Annotated in this window: 4 protein-coding genes; all 4 read left to right on the forward strand. The window is 74.5% G+C overall.

From position 1 onward, the window contains the following. Window positions 1–33 precede the first annotated feature (33 nt). The 4 genes from QQM39_RS32795 to dpgA all read left to right on the forward strand — a co-directional run bounded on the left by QQM39_RS32795 (window position 34) and on the right by dpgA (window position 23,057). Complete coding sequence (locus tag QQM39_RS32795; protein WP_302001167.1) at window positions 34–8,091, forward strand: non-ribosomal peptide synthetase; 8,058 nt, start codon at window positions 34–36, stop codon at window positions 8,089–8,091. Next, window positions 8,088–11,279 carry an amino acid adenylation domain-containing protein gene (locus tag QQM39_RS32800; protein WP_302001168.1) on the forward strand — a complete coding sequence of 1,064 codons (3,192 nt, stop codon included), beginning with the start codon at window positions 8,088–8,090 and terminating at the stop codon, window positions 11,277–11,279. The genes QQM39_RS32795 and QQM39_RS32800 overlap by 4 nt, the downstream gene beginning before the upstream one ends. Window positions 11,280–11,368: 89 nt before the next feature. Further along, window positions 11,369–21,904: a non-ribosomal peptide synthetase gene (locus QQM39_RS32805; RefSeq protein WP_302001169.1), complete on the forward strand. Its 10,536-nt coding sequence runs from the start codon at window positions 11,369–11,371 to the stop codon at window positions 21,902–21,904. Window positions 21,905–21,947: 43 nt separating this feature from the next. After that, window positions 21,948–23,057 carry a 3,5-dihydroxyphenylacetyl-CoA synthase DpgA gene (gene dpgA / locus QQM39_RS32810; protein ID WP_302001170.1) on the forward strand — a complete coding sequence of 370 codons (1,110 nt, stop codon included), beginning with the start codon at window positions 21,948–21,950 and terminating at the stop codon, window positions 23,055–23,057. The last annotated feature ends 3 nt before the right edge of the window (window positions 23,058–23,060 follow it).

Genomic DNA, 23,060 nt, shown 5'->3' on the forward strand with positions numbered 1-23,060 from the left:
GGCGCGCATGCCGGTGTCGCCAAGACTGGCGTGGTGTCAGACCCGAACGCGTACCGGACCGCGAGCGCCGCACACCAGGGCATCTGGCTGGCCCACCAGCTGGACCCCGACAGCACGCTGTACAACTGCGGTGTCCGCCTCGCCCTCGAAGGCCACCTGGACGTCCCGTCGCTGCGAGCGGCCGTGCGGCGTGCGCTCACGGAGGCGGAGAGCCTGCGGGCGCGGTTCGTCGCGTACGAGGACGAACTGCGCCTGCGCCTCGCGGACGTCCCCGAGGACCCGCTGCCCGTCGTCGACCTGCGCGCGGAGCCCGCCGGCGCGGAAGCCGCCGCCCGCGCCTGGACCGACGCCGACCTGGCCACCCCCATGGACCCCGGGCGTGGCCCGCTGGCCGCGCACACCCTGCTCAGGCTGGCCGACGACCGGGCCTGGCTGCATCTGCGCTACCACCACATCGTCCTCGACGGCTACGGCCAGAACCTCTACCTGCGCCGCCTCGCGGACCTCTACAGCGCCCTGGCGGCGGGCCGCGCCCCCGGCGCCGGGTCCTTCGCCCCACTGGACCGCCTCCTCACCGAGGACGAGGAGTACCGTCGCTCCCCGCGCCACGCGCGCGACCGCGCCCACTGGCTGCGCGAGTTCCGTGAGCCACCCGCCCCCGTCACCCTCGCCGGACGCACCGCCGCGCCCTCGGCAGCCGTGCTGCGCAGCGCCGTACGGCTGTCCGGGGAGCGGGTGAGCGGGCTCCTCGACGCGGTGCCGGGCGCCGCGGGCCGCTGGTCGCTGCTCGTCGTCGCCGCGACCGCCGCGTATCTGCACCGGCTCGACGGCGCGCCCGAGGTGGTCGTCGGACTGCCGCTGGCCGCACGCGTGGGACGGGCGGCCGCGGCCACCCCGTCGATGGCGGTGAACGTGCTGCCGCTGCGCCTCACCCTCGACCCCACGACGACGTTCTCCCAACTCGTCGCCCAGACCCGACGGCGCGTCAGCGACGCGATCGGGCACCAGCGCTACCGGGGCGAGGAACTCCGCACGGAACTGGGCCTGTTGGGCGCCTCGCACGACCTGTACGCGGTGTCCGTCAACACCGTCGCCTTCGAGGAGGAACCGGCCTTCGCCGGCCTGCGCGTCACCCGCCACCAGGTCATGACGGGACCGGTCAAGGACCTGTCGGTCGTCGCCGTCGGCACGCAGGACGGCGGCGGTGGCGTCCTCGTCGAACTCGAAGCCAACCCCGCCGTGTACGACGAGACGGAACTCGCCCGGCATCGCGACCGCTTCACCGCGTACCTGGACGCCCTCGCACGTACCCCCGACGAGCCCATGGCCCACGTCGGCGTGCTCTTCGGGGAGGAGCGCCGACTGCTCCACACGTGGCGCGACCCCGGCCCGGACGCACCCCCGCCGACCGAGAACCTCGCGACGCTCTTCGAGCGCCGGGCCGCGACTCACGCAGCGGACACGGCGCTCGTCGACGCCGAACAGACCCTCACCTACGCCGAGTTGAACGCACGGGCGAACCGGCTCGCCCGGCTCCTCGTCGCGCGGGGCGTGCGGCCCGGCGATCTCGTGGGGGTGCTCATGGAGCGCTCGGCGCATCTCGTGGTGGCGATCCTCGCGACGCTGAAGGCCGGCGCGGGCTATGTGCCGCTGCACCACGGCCACCCGAGGGAACGGTCCCGGCAGATCCTCGACGACACGGCGGCGCGCCTGCTCCTCGTCGACGCCTCGGCGACGGGGCACGCGGCCGTGGCGGGGAACCTGCCCGTGATCGAGGTGGGTCCGGGTGAGTACGACGGGGCGGGGGCCGGGGCCTGTGCCGACCTCGGCACCGACGTGCCGGGAGACGCTCTGGCGTACGTGATGTTCACCTCCGGGTCGACCGGCCGGCCCAAGGGCGTGGCGGTCACCCACGCAGGCGTGGCCGCCTTCGCGCTCGACCGGTGCTGGAGCGACGCCGTCGCCGAGTGCGTGGTCTTCCACGCCAACCACGCCTTCGACGCCTCGACGTACGAACTCTGGGTGCCCCTGCTGCGCGGCGGGCGCGTGGTCGTGGCGCCGGCGGGGCCACCCACCGTCGCACACATCGGGCGGCTCATCGCCGCCCACCGGGCCACCAACTTCCACGCGACCGCCGGTCTCTTCCGGGTCCTCGCCCAGGAGGCGCCCCACATCTTCGCCGGGCTGCGGGAGATCTCCACCGGCGGCGACATCGTCTCCGCGGACGCCGTCCGCGCCCTGCAGCGGGCCTGCCCGGACCTGGTGATCCGCTCCACCTACGGGCCGACGGAGACCACCGCCTTCGCCACCCACATCCCGTTCACCGCCACCGACCCGGTGCCCGACGCCGTGCCGATCGGCCGCCCCATGGACCACACGCGCGCCCACGTCCTGGACGCACGGCTGCGCCCCGTCCCCATCGGCGTCCCGGGCGAGCTGTACCTGGCGGGCGCGGGCCTGGCCCGCGGCTACTGGCGGCGTCCCGCGCCGACCGCCGAACGGTTCGTGGCCGACCCCTTCGGCGGACCGGGCGAGCGCATGTACCGCACGGGAGACATCACCCGCTGGCGTCCGGACGGCACGCTCGAGTACCTGGAGCGCGCCGACGACCAGGTCAAGGTGCGCGGCTTCCGCATCGAACTCGGCGAGGTCGAATCGGCGCTCAGACGCCACCCCGAGGTGGGCCAGGCGGTCGCGGTGGTGAGGGAGTTCGGCGCACAGGCGACGACGGGATCCGGTTCGGCGCGGCAGCGGGACGCGGTGGACAAGCGGCTCGTCGCCTACGTGGTGCCCTCGGCCACGGCCGGCTCCGGCGGCGCACCGCACCCCGGGGAGCTGCGCGCCGCGCTGGCCCGGCGGTTGCCGGACTACATGGTGCCCGCCGCCGTCGTCGTCCTGGACACCCTGCCGATCACAGCGAACGGCAAGCTCGACCGCGCCGCCCTGCCCCTGCCCGACTTCGGCGCGCCGACGCCGGGGCGGGCGCCCCGCACCCCGCTGGAGGCGGTGCTGTGCGAGCTCTTCGCCGACGTCCTCGGCGTCGAGCGGGCCGGGATCGACGACAGCTTCTTCGACCTGGGCGGGCACTCGCTGACGGCGACACGCCTCGCGGGCCGGGTGCGCTCGCGGCTCGGCCTGGAACTCGAGATGCGGACCCTGTTCGAGACGCCGACGGTCGCCGCGCTGTCCCAGGACCTGGCGGCGGCGAAACGGGTACGGCCGCCGCTGGAGCCCGCGTCCCCCGCGTCCCCGCACGATCCGCTGCCGCTGTCCTACGCCCAGCGCCGCCTGTGGTTCATCGCGCAGTTGGAGGGCCCGAACGCGACCTACAACATGCCGCTTGCCCTGCGGCTGTCGGGGCCGCTCGACCGGCCCGCCCTGGCCCGGGCGCTGGCCGACGTCTCGGACCGGCACGCGCCCCTGCGCACCGTCTTTCCCCAGGGGCCCGACGGCCTGCCCCACCAGCGGATCCTGGACGGCCGGGAGGCCGGGCCGCCGCTCACCGTGGTCGAGTCGGACCCCGGCGAGCTGCCGGGGCTGCTCGCCACGCAGGCCGCACGCGGCTTCGACCTCACCCGCCAGGCGCCCCTGCGCGCCACGCTGTTCGGTGTCGCCCCCGACGAGCACGTCCTGCTCCTGGTCGTCCACCACATCGCGGGCGACGCCTGGTCGGTGCCGCCGCTGCTGCGGGACCTGTCCGCGGCGTACGCGGCCCGCCGCTCGGGGAGCCACGCCGACCTGCCACCGCTACCCGTGAGCTACTCGGACTACACCCTCTGGCAGCGGGAACTGCTGGGCGCACCGGACGACCCCGGCAGCCTCGCCGGTTCCCAACTCGCCTACTGGCGCGAGGCGTTGGCGGGGCTCCCACAGGAACTGGCCCTGCCCTACGACCGGCCGCGCCCGCAGGCCGCCTCCCACCGGGGCGGCTCCGTGCCGCTCGTCGTCGACGCGTGGCTGCACGACCGGCTCGGACGGCTGGCCCGCGATGCCGGGGCCAGCGTGTTCATGGTCGTGCAGGCCGCCGTCGCCGCGCTCCTGACCCGACTCGGCGCGGGCGAGGACATCCCCCTCGGGGCGCCCGTGGCCGGGCGCGCGGAGGACGCCCTCGACGACCTGGTGGGCTTCTTCGTCAACACGCTGGTGCTGCGCACCGACACCTCGGGCGACCCGACCTTCCGCGAACTCCTCGCCCGAGTGCGGGAGTGCGACCTGTCGGCGTTCGCGCACCAGGACCTGCCCTTCGACCGGCTCGTCGAGGCGCTCAACCCGCCGCGGTCGCTGGCGCGGCACCCGCTGTTCCAGGTGATGCTCGCCTTCCAGAGCGTGGCCGACGCCGAGGCGGAACTGACCGGGCTGCACGTGCGGCGCGAGCCGCTCGCGGCGCCCGCCGTCAAGTTCGACCTCTCCTTCGAGCTCGCCGAACGCTTCGCGCCGGACGGCGCGCCCGCCGGCATCAGCGGCAGCGTCGAGTACGCCCGTGACCTGTTCGACGAGCACACGGCGGCCGCCGTCGCGCGGCGCCTGGTGCGCCTCCTCGACGCGGTGACCGCCGACGCGGGCCTTCCGCTCAGCGGCATCGACATCCTCGAACCCGCCGAGCGCATCGGGCTGTTGGCCGACTGGAACGACACCCGCGGCCCGCTCCCCGAAGTCATGGTACCGGACCTCTTCGCCGCCCACGTGGCCCGTACGCCGCAGGCCACCGCGCTCGTCTTCGGCGACACCGAGCTGTCGTACCGCGAACTGGACGCCCGCGTGGACCGTCTGGCCGGCCGCCTCGCCCGGCTCGGGGCGGGCCCCGAACACGTCGTCGGCGTCGCGCTGCCGAGGTCCACCGAGCTGATCGTCACGCTCCTGGCGGTCCTCAGGACCGGCGCCGCCTTCCTGCCGCTGGACCCGCACCTTCCCCCGGGCCGCGTCGAGTTCATGGTCGAGGACACGGCCCCGTTGTGCGTCGTGACACGCGACTCCCTCGTCGCGGGACTGCCGGACACGGGGTGCGCGCTGCTCGTATTGGACGAACTCGTACTGGACGAACTCGTACTGGAAGAACCCGGCCTGGAAGAACCCGGCCTGGAAGAACCCGGCCTGGAAGAACCCGGCCTGGAAGAACCCGGCCCGGACGGACCCGGGGAACCGTCCGGTCCCCGCGAGCCCGCCCCTGCGCCGTTCCCGCACGGAGAGCATCCCGCCTACGTGATCTACACGTCCGGTTCGACGGGGCGGCCGAAGGGCGTCATGGTGACGCGCGACGGCCTAGCCAACCGCCTGTCCTGGATGCAGCGGCGCTACCCCCTCACCCCCGGCGACCGTGTGCTGCAGAAGACCCCCGTGAGCTTCGACGTGTCCGTCTGGGAGTTCTTCTGGCCCCTGACGCAGGGCGCGACGCTGGTCGTCGCCGAACCGGAGGGGCACAAGGACCCGGACTACCTGGCCGACGTGATCCGCGAGCGCGGTGTGACCGTGACCCACTTCGTGCCGTCGATGCTCCAGGCCTACCTGCGGGCGCCGCGTGCCGGTGAACCCTCGCCGCTGCGCCGGGTGTTCTGCAGCGGTGAGGCCCTGTCCCGGGAGCTGGAGGCGGACTTCTTCGCCACCGTCGACGCACCGCTGACCAACCTCTACGGGCCGACCGAGACCGCGGTGGACGTCACCGCCTGGGACTGCCGCCCCGCCGGCGCGACGGACGCCGGGCCCGTGCCGATCGGCGAGCCCGTCACCAACACCCGTCTCTACGTCCTGGACAGCCGCCTCGGCCTCGTCCCGCCGGGCGTGGTGGGAGAGTTGTACGTGGCGGGCGTGCAGCTGGCACGCGGCTATGTGCGGCGGCCCGGGCTGACGGCGGAGCGCTTCGTCGCGGACCCGTTCGCGGCGACGTACGGGCTGTCCGGTGAGCGCATGTACCGCACCGGCGACCTGGCGCGCCGGCGGCCCGACGGGCAGCTGGAGTACGCCGGACGCGTCGACGACCAGGTGAAGGTGCGCGGCTTCCGCGTCGAGCCGGGCGAGGTCGAGGCCGCCCTGCTCCGCCACCCCGGGGTGGCGCAGGCCGCGGTGGTGGTCCGGGCGGACGGTCCCGGGGAGCCCCGGCTCATCGGCTATGCGGTGCCCGCCGGTGCCGACCGGACCGGCAGCGACGCGTGCGACCCGGTGGACGTGCGGCGCTCCGTGCGGGAGCTGCTGCCCGACTACATGGTGCCGGCGGCCGTCGTCGTCCTGGACGCCCTGCCGGTGACGGCGAACGGCAAGCTGGACCGCGCGGCGCTGCCGGCGCCCGGATTCACCGTCGCACCCGGCGGCCGCGCCCCCCGCACGGCCCGCGAGCGGACGCTGTGCGCGCTGTTCGCCGAGGTGCTCGCGGTGGACTCGGTCACCGTCGACGACGGCTTCTTCGACCTCGGCGGCGACAGCATCCTCTCGATCGACCTGGTCGGCCGGGCACGCGCGGCCGGTATCGGGCTCACGCCCGGTGACGTGTTCCGCTGCTCGACGGTCGCGGAACTCGCCGACGTGGCACGCGACCTGACCGACGACCGCACGCCCACCGGGCCCGACCCGGAACCCGGAACGGGTGACCTGCCGCCGACGCCCGTCATGCACTGGCTCCGCGAGCGCGGTGGCACCATCGACGGCTTCCACCAGTCGGTGCTGGTCTGGACCCCGCCGGAGCTCGACGAGGCGGGCCTCACCACGGCGCTGCGGGCCCTGCTCGACCACCATGACGCCCTGCGGATGCGTCTGGGCGGCGACGACACGCGGTGGCTCCCGCACATCCGCGAGGCGGGCACCGTCGACGCGGCCCGCTGTCTGCGCAGGGTCGACGTGGCCGGGGCGGACGACGCGGAGCTGCGCGAGCGCGTCGCCGCGGAGGCCCGGGCCGCGGCGGGCCGCCTGAGGCCGCGCGAGGGGGTCGTACTGCGGGCCGTGTGGTTCGACGCGGGCCGCGAGCGAAGCGGGCAACTCCTCATGGCCGCCCACCACTTGGCGGTCGACGCGGTGTCCTGGCGCATCCTGCTCGCCGACCTCGCCGCCGCCTGGGAGGCCGTGGCAGAGGGGCGCCGTCCGGCACTGGCGCCCGTGCCGACCTCTCTGCGGAGCTGGGCCGCCGCCCTCGTGGCACAGGCGCGGACGCCGGTACGGCTGGCGGAGCTGCCCTTCTGGACCGTGCTCCTGAAAGAGGCCGAACCGCCCCTGGGCGAGCGTCCGTTGGACCCGCGGACCGACCTGGGCGAGACCGCCCGTTCCCACACGGTGACACTCCGGGCGGCGGACACGGAACCGCTCCTGGACCGGGTGACCGCCGCCTTCCGCACCGACGTGCCCACCGTGCTGCTCACCGGCCTCGCCGTCGCCCTCACCGCATGGCGCCGCGACCGCGGCAGGGCCGGGGGCGGGAGCGTGCTGATCGATGTGGAGGGGCACGGCCGCGAGACGTCGCTCGTGCCGGGCGCCGATGTGTCCCGCACCGTGGGCTGGTTCACGGCCCTGCACCCCGTACGGCTGGACGCGGGCCTCGACGACACCGACAACGACACCGACCGGGACGACATCCGGGCCGACATCCGGGCCGGAGGCCCCGCGCTCGGTGCCGCGCTGAAGCGGGTCAAGGAACAGCTGCGGGCGGTTCCGGACAACGGCGTCGGCCACGGTCTGCTGCGCCATCTGAACAGCGACACGGCGGACACCCTCGCCGCGCTCGCCCGCCCCCAGATCCTCTTCAACCACCTGGGCAGACTCGCCCTCGCCGACTCCCTCGCGCCCACCCCCTGGCGACCCGTCGCCGCCCCGCAGGGACCGCCGCACGGCACGCCGGGCCCGGCCCTGTCCCACGTACTGGAGATCACGACGCTCGTCGAGGACCACGGCACGGGACCGCGCCTGCGCGCCACCCTCTCCTGGCCCGGCGGCCTGCTCGCCGAGGTGGAGGTGGCCGCACTCGCCCGGACGTGGCTGGAGGCTCTGCGGGGCCTCGCCCGCCACGCCGAGCGGCCGGGCGCGGGCGGCCGGTCCCCGTCCGACCTCGGCCTGGTCTCCCTCAGCCAGGAGCAGATCGAGCGGCTCGAACACACCTGGAGGACAGCGCGGTGAGCGCGGACATCGAAGACATCCTGCCGCTGACGCCGCTGCAGGAAGGACTGCTGTACCACGCCCAGCACGGCACGGCGGGCCTTGCGGGCACGGTGGACGGCTACGGCGTCCAGCTGACGCTGCGCCTGGCGGGCCCCGTGGATCACGGCCTGCTGCGCGCCGCCTGCCGAGCCCTTCTGCGCCGGCACGCCAACCTGCGCGCGGGCTTCCTGCACCAGGACCTCGACCGGCCCGTCCAGGTCATCGCCGCCGACGTGGACACCCCGTGGCAGGAGTGGGACCTGCGGGACGAGGGCCGGGGCGCGGACGCGCCACGCGCACGGGAGGCGGCGGCGGACCGGCTGCTCGCCGACGAACGCGACCGCGGCTTCGACCTGACCCGCCCGCCTCTGCTGCGCTTCACCCTCCTCCAACTGGCCGACGAGGAGCACCTGTTCACCCTCACGTACCACCACATCCTCCTCGACGGCTGGTCGGTCCCCGTCGTCGTACGGGAACTGCTCACCCTCTACGCGCACCGCGGCGACCCGGCGCGGCTGCCGAAGGTCCGCCCCTACCGCGACTACCTCGTCTGGCTCGCCGAACGGGATCAGGACGCCACCCGGGCGGCGTGGTCCTCGGCACTCGCCGGACTCGAAGGGCCCACGCGCCTGTCGACGGCGGCCCGCCCCGGGCAGGACCGGCAGGTGACCCGCGCCGACCGGCCACCGGGGGCGCCCGCGCACCTCACCACGGACCTCTCCGAGCGGCTCACCCGGGAGCTGCGCGAGTGCGCCGCCGCGCACGGAGTCACCCTGAGCACCCTGGTCCAGGGCGCCTGGGGCGTTCTCCTGCACAAGCTGACCGGGCAGGACGACGTGGTGTTCGGCAGCGTCGTGGCGGTGCGGCCGCCGGAGCTTCCCGGTGTCGCGGACATGGTGGGGCTGCTCATCAACACCGTGCCCGTGCGCGTGCGGACCGCCCCCGACGACAGCCTGGCCGCCGTCTGCGCGCGACTCCAGGAGCGGCAGGCACAGCTGATCGACCATCAGCACATCGGACTCGCCGAGCTCCAGCGTCTCGCGGGCGCCGGCGAGCTGTTCGACACGGTCGTCGTCCACGAGAGCTATCCGGTCGACCGCGCGCCCGTGGACCCGGACGGCAACGGTCCGCGCATCACGGGCACGCGGGACAGGGGAGGCACGCATTACCCGCTGGCCCTGATCACGCACCCCGGCGACCGGCTGAGGCTGCGCCTGGAGCACCGCGCGGACCTCTTCGACGCCGCCACGGCGCGCGGCTTCCTCGACCGCCTGGTCCGGATCCTTCGGACGGCGGCCACGGACCCGGGGCGCCCAGTGGGCCGAACGGACGTCCTGACCGAGGAGGAGCGCGGGCGCGCCCTCACCGACTGGGGCCGGGGCGCGCCCCCGGCCGGCCCCGGGCGGCAGCCCGCCCCCACGCTGCCCGGACTCTTCGCCGCCCAGGCGGCGAGGACCCCCGACCGGGTGGCCGTCGAGGAGGGCGGCACCCGCCTCACCTACCGTGAACTGGACGCGCGGGCCGCGGCGCTGGCCCGCGAGCTCGTCGCGTGCGGCGCGGGCCCGGAGCGCCGGGTGGTCGTCGCGATGGACCGCTCGGCGGACCTCGTGGTGGCGCTCCTCGCCGTGGTGCGGACCGGCGCCTCCTACGTGCCGCTCGACACCCTCTGGCCCGAGGAACGGCGGCGGTTCGTCCTGGCCGACACCGGCGCGAGCGTCCTGCTCACCGACGGGGAGGCACCGCGCGCCCTCGGCCCGGTCACCGCACGCGGCCACGCCACGGTCGCCCACCCGGACGTCCTCGCGTACGTGATCCACACCTCGGGCTCGACGGGCGTGCCCAAGGGCGTCGCCGTCACGCACCGGGACGTGATCGCCCTCGCGGCCGACGCGAAGCTCAGCGGCGGCGCGCACGAGCGGGTCCTGCTGCACTCCTCCCACGCCTTCGACGCGTCCACGTACGAGATATGGGTGCCGCTCCTCAACGGCGGCCGGATCGTCGTGGCACCGCCCGGCCCCCTGACCGCGCCCCGCGTCGAGGAGCTGGTCGCCGGGCACGGGCTGACCGGCATGTTCCTGACGGCCGGCCTGCTGCGGGTCCTCGCCGAGGAGGCGGCGGGCTGTTTCGCGGGGCTTCGCGAGGTGTGGACGGGCGGCGAGCGGGTGCCGCCCGAGCCGCTGCGCGCCGTGCTGGACGCGTGCCCGGGCACCACCGTGGTCGCCGCGTACGGGCCGACCGAGGCGACGACCTTCGCCACCTGCCGGGCGTTCGCCCCCGGCGACCGGGTCCCGGACGCGGTGCCGCTCGGCCGCCCGCTGGACGGCACGCGCGCCTACGTCCTGGACGGCGCCCTCGGCCTCGTGCCACCCGGCACCGTGGGGGAGCTGTACCTGGCGGGCGCGGGCGTCGCGCGCGGGTACGCCCACCGCCCCGGCCCGACCGCCGAGCGCTTCGTGGCGGACCCGTTCGCGGCGACGTACGGGCTGTCCGGTGAGCGCATGTACCGCACCGGCGACCTGGCGCGCTGGACGCCCGACGGGCAGCTGGAGTTCGCCGGGCGCGCCGACGACCAGGTGAAGGTGCGCGGCTTCCGCATCGAGCCGGGCGAGGTCGAGGCGGTACTCGGCGAGCAGGAAGGCGTCGGGCACGCGGCGGTGGTGGTGCGCGAGGACCGCCCGGGCGACCGGCGGCTCGTCGCGTACGTGGTGCCGGCTGGCGGAGTCGCACGCGACGAGGTCGACCCCGCGCAGGTGACCGCGGCGGCTGCCGAGCGCCTCCCGGGCCCTCTGGTGCCCTCGGCGGTCGTCGTCCTCGACGCCCTGCCGCTGACGGTCAACGGCAAGCTCGACAGGGCGGCCCTCCCGGCTCCCGGGCGGACCACGGCGGCCGGCGGCCGTGCGCCGCGCTCGGAGCGTGAGCGCGCCCTGTGCGCCCTGTTCGCCGAGGTGCTCGCGCTGCCCGACGTCACCATCGACGACAGCTTCTTCGCGCTCGGCGGCGACAGCCTGACGAGCCTGCGCCTGGCGGGCCGGGTCCGCTCCGCCCTGGGCGTGGACCTCGACCTTCCGCTCCTGTTCCGGCACCCGACGGTGGCATCCCTGGAGCCCCGGCTGAAGCAGCCCACCGCGGCCGCCCCGCGGCGTCCCGCTCTGCGGCGCATGCGCTGACCGCGAGGGACACCGCACGTGGGCGCCGTACACCGCACCCGGCGCCGTACATCGCCGTACACCGCACCCGGCACAGAGGAGAACCCGGAGTGATCCCCCTATCGTTCGCGCAGCGGAGTCTGTGGCTCACCGGGCAGCTGGAGGGCCGCTCGGCCACGTACAACATCCCGCTCGCCCTGCGCCTGACCGGGGTCCTGGACCGGGCGGCGCTGGCGGCGGCGCTGCGGGACCTGGTGGAGCGGCACGAAAGCCTGCGGACGGTGATCGGGCGGCACGACGGCGAGCCCTGCCAGGTGATCCTCGACGCCGACGACGTGGGCGAGCTCCTGACGGACGTGACACCGACCGCCACGGGCGCCCCGAGCGAGACCGAACCCGCCGTGTTCCTGGGCGAGTTCGCCACATACGAGTTCGATCTCACGGCGGAGCCGCCACTGCGGGCCTGGCTGTGCGGGACCGGGCTCGACGAGCACCTCCTCGCCCTGGTCGTGCACCACATCGCGGCCGACGGCTGGTCGATGGGCGTCCTGCTGCGCGACCTCGGGCAGGCGTACGCGGCACGACGCGAGGGGCGGGCCCCCGCGTGGGAGGCGCTGCCGGTGCAGTACGCGGACTACACCCTGTGGCAGCGCGAACTGCTCGGCGACGAGGGCGACCCGCACAGTCTCGCCGCCCGCCAGCTGGCCTTCTGGCAGGACCGGCTGGCGGGCCTTCCGGAGGAACTGGCCCTGCCCACGGACCGGCCCCGGCCCCCGGTCGCGAGCCGGCGCGGCGGCACGGTCCCCCTGGAGCTCGGCCCGGAGCTGCACGGCCGCCTCACCGAGGTCGCCCACGAGCTGGGCGCGAGCCTGTTCATGGTGGTGCGAGCCGGGCTGGTGGCCCTGCTGTCCCGGCTCGGCGCGGGCGACGACATCACCGTCGGCACACCGGTGGCGGGCCGCACCGACGACGCCCTGAGCGAGCTGGTGGGCTGCTTCGTCAACACCCTCGTGCTGCGCGCCGACGCGAGCGGTGAGCCGACGTTCACGGACCTCGTGGAGCGCGTACGGGACGCGGACCTGGCGGCGCTCGCACACCAGGACATCCCGTTCGAGCGGCTCGTGGAGGCGCTGAACCCGACGCGCTCGCCGTCCCGCCACCCGCTGTTCCAGGTGATGCTCGCCTTCCAGAAGTTCACCGACATCACCCTCCAACTCCCTTGGCTTCAGGCCGAGTTGCTGCCGCTCGGCACTCCCGCCGCCCACTTCGACCTCTCCTTCGACCTCACCGAACGGCACGACGCCGACGGCCGGCCGGCCGGCATCACCGGCACCCTCGGCCATGCCACCGACCTGTACACCCCCGACACCGCCCGGCGCATCGCCGAGCGCCTCGTCCGCCTCCTGACCGCTGCCGCCGACGACCCACGGCGGCCGGTCACCGCCCTCGACCTCCTCGCCCCGGCCGAACGCGCACTCCTCCTGGCCGAGGGACACGGCACCCACCACCCGGCCGCCCGGCCGGACACGGTGACAGGGCTGTTCGCGGCGCGCGTGGCGCGGCGCCCGGACGCGACCGCGCTCGTCTTCGGGGACACCGAACTCACCTACCGCGACCTGGACACCCGCTCCGACCGTCTCGCCCAGCGCCTGCGCGCCCGGGGCGCGGGCCCCGAACGCCTGGTCGCGGTGGTCATGGACCGCTCCGCCGACCTCGTCGTGACGCTCCTCGCGGTCCTCAAGACCGGCGCGGGCTACGTCCCGCTCGAACGCGCCACACCCCCGGCACGGACCCGCCTCGTCCTCGACGACACGCGCGCGATGCTCCTGCTCACCGACGGAACCGCCGAACTCCCGCCGGACATCGCCGTCCCGGTCCTCGACGTCACCGCCGACCACGACGCGACGGCCCACCGCGACGAGGGCGGTACGCACCGGACGCCGCCGCCCGCCCTCATCCACCCCGACAGCACCCTGTACGTGATGTACACGTCCGGCTCGACGGGCCGGCCGAAGGGCGTCGTGACGCCGCACGCGGCCGTGGCGGCGTTCGCGGCCCACCGGCCGTGGCTGCGCGACGGCGCCCCGGACGGCGTGCTCTTCCACGCCAACCACGCCTTCGACGCGTCGACCTACGAAGTGTGGGCCACGCTCGCCCGCGGCGGCCGCGTGGTGATCGCGCCGCCGGGCCCCCTGAACGGCGCGGCCGTGGCCGAGCACATCACCCGGCACGGTCTGACCCGCCTCCATGTGACCGCCGGCCTCTTCCGCGTCTGGGCGGAGGAGGAACCGGAGGTCTTCAAGGGGCTGCGCGAGGTGACGACCGGCGGTGACGTCGTCTCCGCCGCCGGGGTCCGCGCGGTGCTGCGCGCCTGCCCGGACACCGTGGTCACGGCGGCGTACGGCCCCACCGAGACGACGGCCTTCAGCACGCTCAGCACCTTCACCGGGAACCCGGACCGCGTCCCGAACACGGTGCCGATCGGCAGCCCGATGGACGGCATGCGCACCTACGTCCTCGACCCTCGCCTGGCCCTCGTGCCGCCCGGAGTGGTGGGGGAGCTGTACGTGGCGGGCACGGGCCTCGCGCGCGGCTACGCCCACCTCCCCGGCCTGACCGCGGAGCGCTTCGTGGCGGACCCGTACGCGACGGCGTACGGAGCCGGGGGTGAGCGCATGTACCGCACCGGAGACCTGGCCCGCCGACTGCCCGACGGGCAGCTGGAGTTCGCGGGCCGCGTCGACGACCAGGTGAAGGTGCGCGGCTTCCGCGTCGAGCTGGGCGAGGTCGAGGCCGCGCTCCTCGGCCACCCCGACGTGGCGCGCACGGTCGCGGCGGTCAAGGAGGACGGCTCCGGCGACAAGCACCTGATCGGGTACGTCGTTCCGGAACGCGGCGGTCGGCAGGAACCGGCACCCGACGGTGCCCCGGAGCCCGCGGACACCGAGGCGATCCTCCGCCACGCCCGGACCGTGCTCCCCGACCACGCGGTGCCGTCCGCGATCGTGCTCCTTCGGACGCTGCCGGTCACCGCCAACGGCAAGCTGGACCGCGCGGCCCTGCCGCACCCCGGCCCCGCCGCCGCGACCCGTGGCGGCCGCGCCCCTCGCTCCCCGCGCGAACACGCCCTGTGCGCGCTGTTCGCAGAGATCCTCGGCCTGCCCGAGGTGACGATCGACGACAACTTCTTCGCCCTGGGCGGGCATTCACTGCTCGCCACCCGTCTGGTGAGCCGGGTGCGGGCCGAACTCGGCGTCGACCTGGGCATGGCGGAGCTGTACGCGGCGCAGACGGTGGAGGCACTGGCCCGCGAACTCCCCGAGACCGGCGGCAGCCCGCGCCCGCCCGTACGCGCCGTCCGGCACCGGCCCGACCGGCTCCCGGTGTCCTTCGCCCAGCAACGGCTCTGGTTCCTGGGGGAGTTGTCGGGCCGCTCGGCGACCTACAACATCCCCTTGACGGCCCGGCTGACCGGCCCCTTGGACGTCGCCGCCCTCGCGGCGGCGCTGCGGGACGTGGTCGAGCGGCACGAGAGCCTGCGGACGGTGATCGGTCAGGCCGGGGGCGAGCCGTACCAGCGGGTGCTCGACATGGCCGAGGCGGGCGAACCGCTCAGCGTGGTGGAGGCGGACCCGCAGGAACTGCCGCACACGGCGGCGGGCCACGAGTTCGACGTGTCGGCGGAGCCGCCGCTACGGGCGTGGTTGACCACGACCGGCCCCGACGAACACACCCTCGCCCTGGCGGTGCACCACATCGCGGCCGACGGCTGGTCGATGGGCGTCCTGCTGCGTGACCTGGGGCAGGCGTACGCGGCGCGTTGTGAGGGGCGGGACGTGGGGTGGGCGCGGTTGTCGGTGCAGTACGCGGATTACGCGTTGTGGCAGCGGGAGTTGCTGGGCGAGGTGAGTGATCCGGGGAGCTTGGGCTCGGAGCAACTGTCCTTCTGGCGCAGGGAGTTGACGGACCTGCCGGAGGAGTTGGTGTTGCCGGTGGACCGGTCGCGGCCTGCGGTGTCGAGCGGTCGGGGCGGGGTGGTGGCGTTGGGGTTGTCGGCGGTGACGCATGAGCGGTTGGTGGGCGTGGCGCGAGCCTCGGGCGCGAGTGTGTTCATGGTGCTGCAGGCGGGTGTGGCGGGGTTGTTGTCCCGGTTGGGGGCGGGGGAGGACGTTCCGCTGGGTACGGCGGTGGCGGGGCGGTCGGATGAGGGTCTGGAGGATCTGGTCGGGTTCTTCGTGAACACGTTGGTGCTGCGGGCGGATGTGTCGGGGGAGCCGAGTTTCCGTGAGCTGGTGGGGCGGGTGCGGTCGGTGGATCTGGCGGCCTTCGCGCATCAGGATCTGCCCTTCGAGCAGCTGGTGGAGGCCCTCAATCCCGTCCGGTCGCCGGCCCGCCACCCCCTGTTCCAGGTCATGCTTGGCTTCCAGCACGCGGACCGGCAGGCAGGGCTGGCGCTCCCCGGAGTGACGGCCGAGCCCGTCGGCGTCCAGCCCGGCGCCGCGAAGTTCGACCTCTCCTTCGACTTCACCGAACGGTTCACGGCCGACGGCGCCCCGGCCGGAGTGGAGGGCGGCATCACCTACGCCGCCGATCTGTTCGACCACGCGACCATCGAGGCCATCGCGCACCGCCTCACCCGGCTCCTCGACGCCGCCGCCGGCGACCCGGACCGGCGGCTCGGCGCCCTCGCCATCCTGGACCCGCACGAGCGCACCCGCCTGCTCGCCGTCGGGGACGGCGCCCGCCAGGAACTCCCGCACACGAACGTCGCGGACCTCTTCGAGGCCCGGGCCCGCGACATCCCGGACCGGACGGCCGTCGTCGACGCGGACGGAACCGAGCTGTCGTACGCCGAACTCGGCGCCCGCGCCGACCGCCTCGCCCGGCGCCTCGTCGCGGCGGGTGTGGGACCCGAACACCCGGTGGCGGTACTGATGGAGCGCTCGGCGCGACTGGTCGTCGCGCTGCTCGCGGTGGTCAAGGCAGGGGGTGCCTATGTGCCGCTGGACGGCCGGTGGCCGGGCTCGCGGATCGACTTCATCCTCCGGGACACGGGAGCGACGATCCTCCTGACGGACGGCACATCGGACCTCGGGCCCGGTGCCGACGACCGTCTCGTACGCGTCCACATCGGTGAGGACCGGCAGGGGGCGGGCGAGAACGGGCCGGCCTTCCTCCGGGACATGCCGGGCGGGCGCGGTGCCGGTCCCGACGGCCTGATGTACGTGATGTACACCTCCGGCTCGACCGGGCGGCCCAAGGGGGTCGCCGTCACGCACCGGGGTGTCATGGGGCTGGCCGCGGACCGGCGGTTCGGCGCCGACGCGCACCGGCGCGTGCTGTTCCACTCGGCGCACGTCTTCGACGCGTCGACGTACGAGATCTGGGTGCCCCTGCTCGGCGGCGGAACGGTGGTGGTGGCCGGACCGGGCGAGCTGAGCCCCGCGGGAGTCGAGCGGGCCACCGGCGGGCGGGGCGTCACCGCGCTGTTCCTCACGATCGGTCTCTTCCGGGCCCTCGCCGAGGAGGCGCCGGACTGCTTCGCCGGACTAGAGGAGGTGTGGACCGGCGGCGAACCGGTGCCCTCGGCGGTCCTCGGACGGGTACGGCGAGCCTGCCCCACGACCACCGTGATCGACGTCTACGGCCCGACGGAGGCGACGACCTTCGCCACGTGCGGCGCCGTCTCCGACACGGACCTCACCGCGGTGTCGCCGCCGATCGGGCGGCCCATGGACGGGACCCGGACGTATGTGCTCGACGCGGGCCTCGGCCTCGTCCCGCCGGGTGTGGTCGGCGAGCTGTACGTGGCGGGCACCGGTCTGGCGCGCGGGTACGCGCACCGCGCCGGCCTCACGGCGGAGCGCTTCGTGGCGGACCCGTTCGCGGCGACGTACGGGCTGTCCGGTGAGCGCATGTACCGCACCGGCGACCTGGCGCGCTGGGCGCCCGACGGGCGGCTCGAGTTCGTCGGACGCGTCGACACCCAGGTGAAGGTGCGCGGCTTCCGCATCGAGCTCGTCGAGGTCGAGGCGGCGCTCTTGGCCCATCCGGACATCGCCCAGGCGGCGGCCGTCGTCCGCGAGGACCGCCCCGGCGACCGGCGGCTCGTCGGATACGTGGTGCCGGGCGCGGGCGTGGCACGGGAGGCCGTCGACGACGTGGACCCCGCCGCGCTGACCGGCGGGCACCTGCCCGAGTACATGGTGCCGTCGGCCGTGGTGGCCGTGGACGCCCTGCCGCTGACCGTGACCGGCAAGCTCGACCAGCGGGCCCTGCCCGCGCCGCGAGTGAGGCACGCGTGGGCGGGCCGGGCGCCGCGGACGCCGCGCGAGGAGGTGCTCTGCGGGATCTTCGCCGACGTCCTCGGCGTGCCGTCGGTCACCGTCGACGACGACTTCTTCGCCCTGGGCGGGCATTCGCTGCTCGCGACCCGCCTGGTGAGCCGGGTGCGGTCCGCGCTCGACGTCGAGCTGCGCATCCACACCCTCTTCGACCACCCCACGGTCGCGGCGCTCGCCGGGCGGCTCCCGTCCGGTGGCACGGCGCGCCCGGCGCTCGGCGCCCGGGTCCGGCCGCACCGGCTCCCGGCTTCGTACGCCCAGCAACGGCTGTGGTTCCTCGGCCAGTTGGAGGGCCCGTCGGCGACCTACGACATCCCGATGGCGGTCCGGCTGACCGGCGCCGTGGACGTCGCCGCCCTCGCGGCGGCGCTGCGGGACGTGGTCGAGCGGCACGAGAGCCTGCGGACCGTGTTCCCGCCGGCCCCGGGGGGAGTGCCGTATCAGCGGGTGCTCGACATGGCCGAGGTGGGCGAGCTGCTCACGGTGACGCGGGTGGCCCCGGCGGAACTGGGCCGGGAGCTGGCCGCCCGCGCGGACCACCTCTTCGACCTCAGCTCCGAAGTACCCCTGCGGGCCTGGCTCTTCGAGGTCGCGCCGGGCGAGAGCGTGCTGCTGCTCGTGGTGCACCACATCGCGGCCGACGGCTGGTCGGTGGGGCCGCTGGCGCGTGATCTGGGGCAGGCGTATGCGGCGCGTTGTGAGGGGCGGGACGTGGGGTGGGCGCGGTTGTCGGTGCAGTACGCGGATTACGCGTTGTGGCAGCGGGAGTTGCTGGGCGGGGTGAGTGATCCGGGGAGCTTGGGCTCGGAGCAACTGTCCTTCTGGCGCAGGGAGTTGACGGACCTGCCGGAGGGGTTGGTGTTGCCGGTGGACCGGTCGCGGCCTGCGGTGTCGAGCGGTCGGGGCGGGGTGGTGGTGTTCGCGCTGTCGGCGGGGACGCATGAGCGGTTGGCGGGGCTGGCGCAGGGTTCGGGCGCGAGTGTGTTCATGGTGCTGCAGGCGGGTGTGGCGGGGTTGTTGTCCCGGTTGGGGGCGGGGGAGGACATCGCACTGGGCACGGCGGTAGCAGGGCGGTCGGACGAGGGTCTGGAGGATCTGGTCGGTTTCTTCGTGAACACGTTGGTGCTGCGGGCGGATGTGTCGGGGGATCCGAGTTTCCGTGAGCTGGTGGGGCGGGTGCGGTCGGTGGATCTGGCGGCCTTCGCGCATCAGGATCTGCCCTTCGAGCAGCTGGTGGAGGCCCTCAACCCCGTCCGGTCGCCGGCCCGCCACCCCCTGTTCCAGGTCATGCTCACCCTGCAGAACACCGCCCGTGACGCCCTCGAACTGCCCGGTCTGCGGGTCGAGCCGGTGGCGCCCGGGGCGACCGCCGCGAAGTTCGACCTCTCCTTCGACTTCACCGAACGGTTCACGGCCGACGGCGCCCCGGCCGGAGTGGAGGGCGGCATCACCTACGCCGCCGATCTGTTCGACCACGCCACCGTCGAGGCCATCGCGCACCGCCTCACCCGGCTGCTCGACGCGGTCAGCCGCGATCCCGGCCTGCGGGTGGCGGACGTGGACCTGCTCACCGCGGACGAACGCGCACGGCTGACGTCCGACGGCGACGGCGGAACCCTCCGGGCGCCGGCGGCCGAGCGGGGCGTCGCGGAGCTGTTCGAGGAGCAGGTGGCCCGGACCCCACGGGCCACCGCCGTCATCGGTGAGCACGTCACTTTGACCTACGCGCAGCTCAACGCCGAGGCCAACCGGCTCGCCCACCGCCTCATCGCCCACGGGACGGGGCCCGAGGACGTCGTGGCGGTGGTCATGGAGCGCTCGGCGGAGCTCCTCGTGACGCTGCTCGGCGTGCTCAAGGCGGGCGCCGCCTTTCTGCCCGTGGAGCCCCATCTGCCCGCCGAACGCATGGCGTTCATGTTCGCCGACGCCCGCCCGGCCTGCGTGGTGACCCGTCCCTCGGCAGCCGCAGCCGCAGCCGTGCCGGAGACTGGGCTGCCGTGCCTCGTCCTGGACGACCTGCCGCGCGACGCGGACCCGGCCCAGGACCCGGGCGACCCCACCGACGCGGCGCGCGTGAGACCGCTGCGTCCGGCCCACCCGGCGTACGTGATCTACACATCCGGCTCGACCGGCCGCCCCAAGGGCGTGATGGTCCCGCAAAGCGGCATCGTCAACCGCCTGCGCTGGATGCGGGAGCGCGCCCCGCTGAACGGCGCCGACCGCGCCCTGGTGAAGACGCCGGCGAGCTTCGACGCGTTCGTGCCGGAGTTCCTCGGGCCGCTGATCGACGGGGCCGCGCTCGTGGTGGCGCGGCCGGAAGGGCACCGCGACCCGGAGTACCTGGCCCGGTTGACGCGCGACCGCGCGGTGACGACGGCGACCTTCGTGCCGTCGATGCTCCAGGCCTTCCTGGACACCCGCGAGGCCGCCGAGTGCACCGCGCTGCGCCGGGTCCTCAGCGGCGGCGAACCCCTCACACGCCGGACCGTCACCGCGTTCGCCGGCACGCTCGACGCGACCCTGACCAACTGCTACGGGCCCGCCGAGACCACCGTGGACGTGGTGGTGGGGGACTGCCACCCGACGTCGCACCAGGAGCCGGGCGGTGTGCCCATCGGGACCCCCGTCCCGCAGACCCGGGTGTACGTCCTCGACCGGCGCCTCGGCCTCGTACCGCCCGGCGTGGTGGGCGAGCTGTACGTGGCGGGCGCGCAACTCGCGCGGGGCTATGTGCGGCGGCCCGGCCTGACGGCGGAGCGGTTCGTGGCGGACCCGTACGCGGCGACGTCCGGACGCCCCGGTGAACGCATGTACCGCACCGGCGACTTGGCGCGTCGGCTGCCCGACGGGCAGCTGGAGTACGTCGGACGCGTCGACGACCAGGTGAAGGTGCGCGGCTTCCGCATCGAGCCGGGCGAGATCGAGGCGGCCCTGCTCGGCCATCCGGACGTGGCGCGCGCGGCGGTCGTCGTCCGCGAGGACACCCCGGGCGACGCCCGGCTCGTGGGCTACGTCGTGCCCGCGCCCGGCGCGCGGTGCGAGGCCGCCGAGCTCAGGGAGCATGTACGGGCCGCCCTCCCGGAGCACATGGTGCCCGGCGCCGTCGTCACCCTCGACGAACTGCCCCGCACGGACGGCGGGAAGCTCGACCGCCGCCGACTGCCCGCGCCCGGCCACGCCGCGTCACCGACGGGCCGCGGCCCGCGCACCGCACGTGAGCAGGCGCTGTGCGGCCTCTTCGCCGAAACCCTCGGTCTGCCGAGCGTCACGATCGACGACAGCTTCTTCGACCTCGGCGGACACTCCCTGCTGGCCGCGCGGCTGGTCGGCCGCCTGCGCTCCGTCCTCGGAGCCGAGGCGGGCGTGCGGACCCTCTTCGAGGCGCCCACGGTCGAAGCCCTCGCCCGACGCCTCGCGGGCTCGCCCCCGGCACGGGACGCCCTCGACGTACTGCTGCCGCTGCGCGAACCGGAGCCCGGCACGCGGGCGGCGGGCGAGGCACCGCTGTTCTGCGTGCACCCCGGCGCCGGGCTCAGCTGGTGCTACGCGGGGCTGTTGCGGCACCTCGCCCCCGACGTGCCCGTCTACGGACTGCAGGCCCGCCTGTTGTCGGAGGGCGGCGGGGCCCCGGCCTCGCTCGCGGAGATGGCCGGCGACTACGTCCGGCGCATCCGCGACGTACAGAAGTCGGGACCGTACCGGCTGCTCGGCTGGTCCATGGGCGGCACGCTCGCCCACGCCATGGCGACCCGGCTCCAGACGGACGGCGAGAAGGTGGAACTGCTCGCGCTGCTCGACGCCAGGCTCCCGGACGACCCACAGCGGCCGACGGAACGCGGGCCGGAGGACGACATCCCGGCGGCACTGCGCGAGGGGCTGCGCGAACTCGGCCATGCCGTCGACGGGGAGACACCCGAGGTCGCAACCGCCGCCCGGGGCATCGCCGAGGCGGCCCGCTTCCTCATCCGCAACGACCCGGAGTTCGCCGGGATGCGGGAGGACACCGCCCGGGCGATGGTCGAGCTGACACTCGCCGGAAAACGGCTCGCGCGCGAGCACCGGCCCGACGTGTTCCACGGCGACGTCCTCTTCTTCGAGCCCCTGGCCGACCTCGCCCGGAACCCCACGCTGTCACCGGCGCGGGCCTTCGCCCCCTACGTGGACGGGCGGATGACGACGTACCGAATCGACTGCGCGCACAAGGAGATGATGCAGCCCGAACCGCTGCGCGACATCGCGGCGCGAATCTCGCACCACCTGGGCGGCAGCGACACACCCCACGAAGACGGAGCCGCCAAGTGAAGGGACGGAACCACAAGTTGCTGTCTGACACGGTGGGTGCGCGGTGACGACCGCCGAAGCGCCCACAGGACTGCTGGCCGGAACACGGCCCCGCATACTCGACCTGGCCACCGCCACACCACCCCTGTCCTACTCCCAGTCCGAGATACTCGACCTCTACGGCATCTCGGACCCCCGGATCCGGTCGCTCTTCACCAACAGCGCGATAGACCGGCGGCACCTGACCCTGCCGCCGATCGACCCGGACACCGGCAGACCACGCCCGGAAAGCCAGGGCGAACTCCTCGCCAAACACCGGGAATCCGGCATCGCCATGGGCTCGGCGGCCCTGCAGGACTGCCTGAAGAAGCTCGGCGCGTCCGTCGACGACGTCGGCTATCTGATGTGCGTGACCAGCACGGGCTTCCTCACCCCGGGATTCTCCGCGCGGATCGTTCGCGAGACGGGGCTGCCGAGGACCTGCGCGCGCGCCGACATCGTCGGCATGGGCTGCAACGCCGGGCTCAACGCGCTGACCGCCGTGGCCGGCTGGGCCGCGACCCACCCCGGGCAACTCGCCATCATGCTCTGCGTCGAGGCGTGCTCGGCCGCGTACGTCTTCGACGACACGATGCGCAGCGCCGTGGTCAACAGCCTCTTCGGCGACGGCGCGGCCGCCCTGGCGGTACGCGCCGACGACGACGGCGGCCACCCGTCCGGCGAAACCGGCGGCGGTGCGCAGATCCTGAAGTTCGCCGGACTGCTCATCACCGAGGCGCTGGAGGCGATGCGCTACGACTGGGACGAAGACCAGGGGAAGTTCAGCTTCTTCCTCGACCGCGATGTCCCCTACGTCGTCGGAGCCCACGCCGAACAGGCCGTCGACGCACTGCTCGCCGGCACCGGAGTGCGGCGCACCGACATCGCGCACTGGGTCGTGCACTCCGGCGGAAAGAAGGTCATCGACTCCGTCATGGTGAACCTCGGCCTGACGCGACACGATCTGCGGCACACCGTGAGCGTGCTGCGCGACCACGGAAATCTCTCCAGCGGTTCCTTTCTCTTCTCCTATCGGCGGCTCCTTGACGAGGGCGTGGTGCGCCCCGGCGACCTCGGCGTCCTGATGAGCATGGGGCCCGGCTCGACCATCGAAACCGCGCTGGTGCGGTGGTGACAC

Origin of the sequence: Streptomyces sp. DT2A-34, from assembly GCF_030499515.1 — a bacterium.
Lineage (GTDB): Bacteria > Actinomycetota > Actinomycetes > Streptomycetales > Streptomycetaceae > Streptomyces.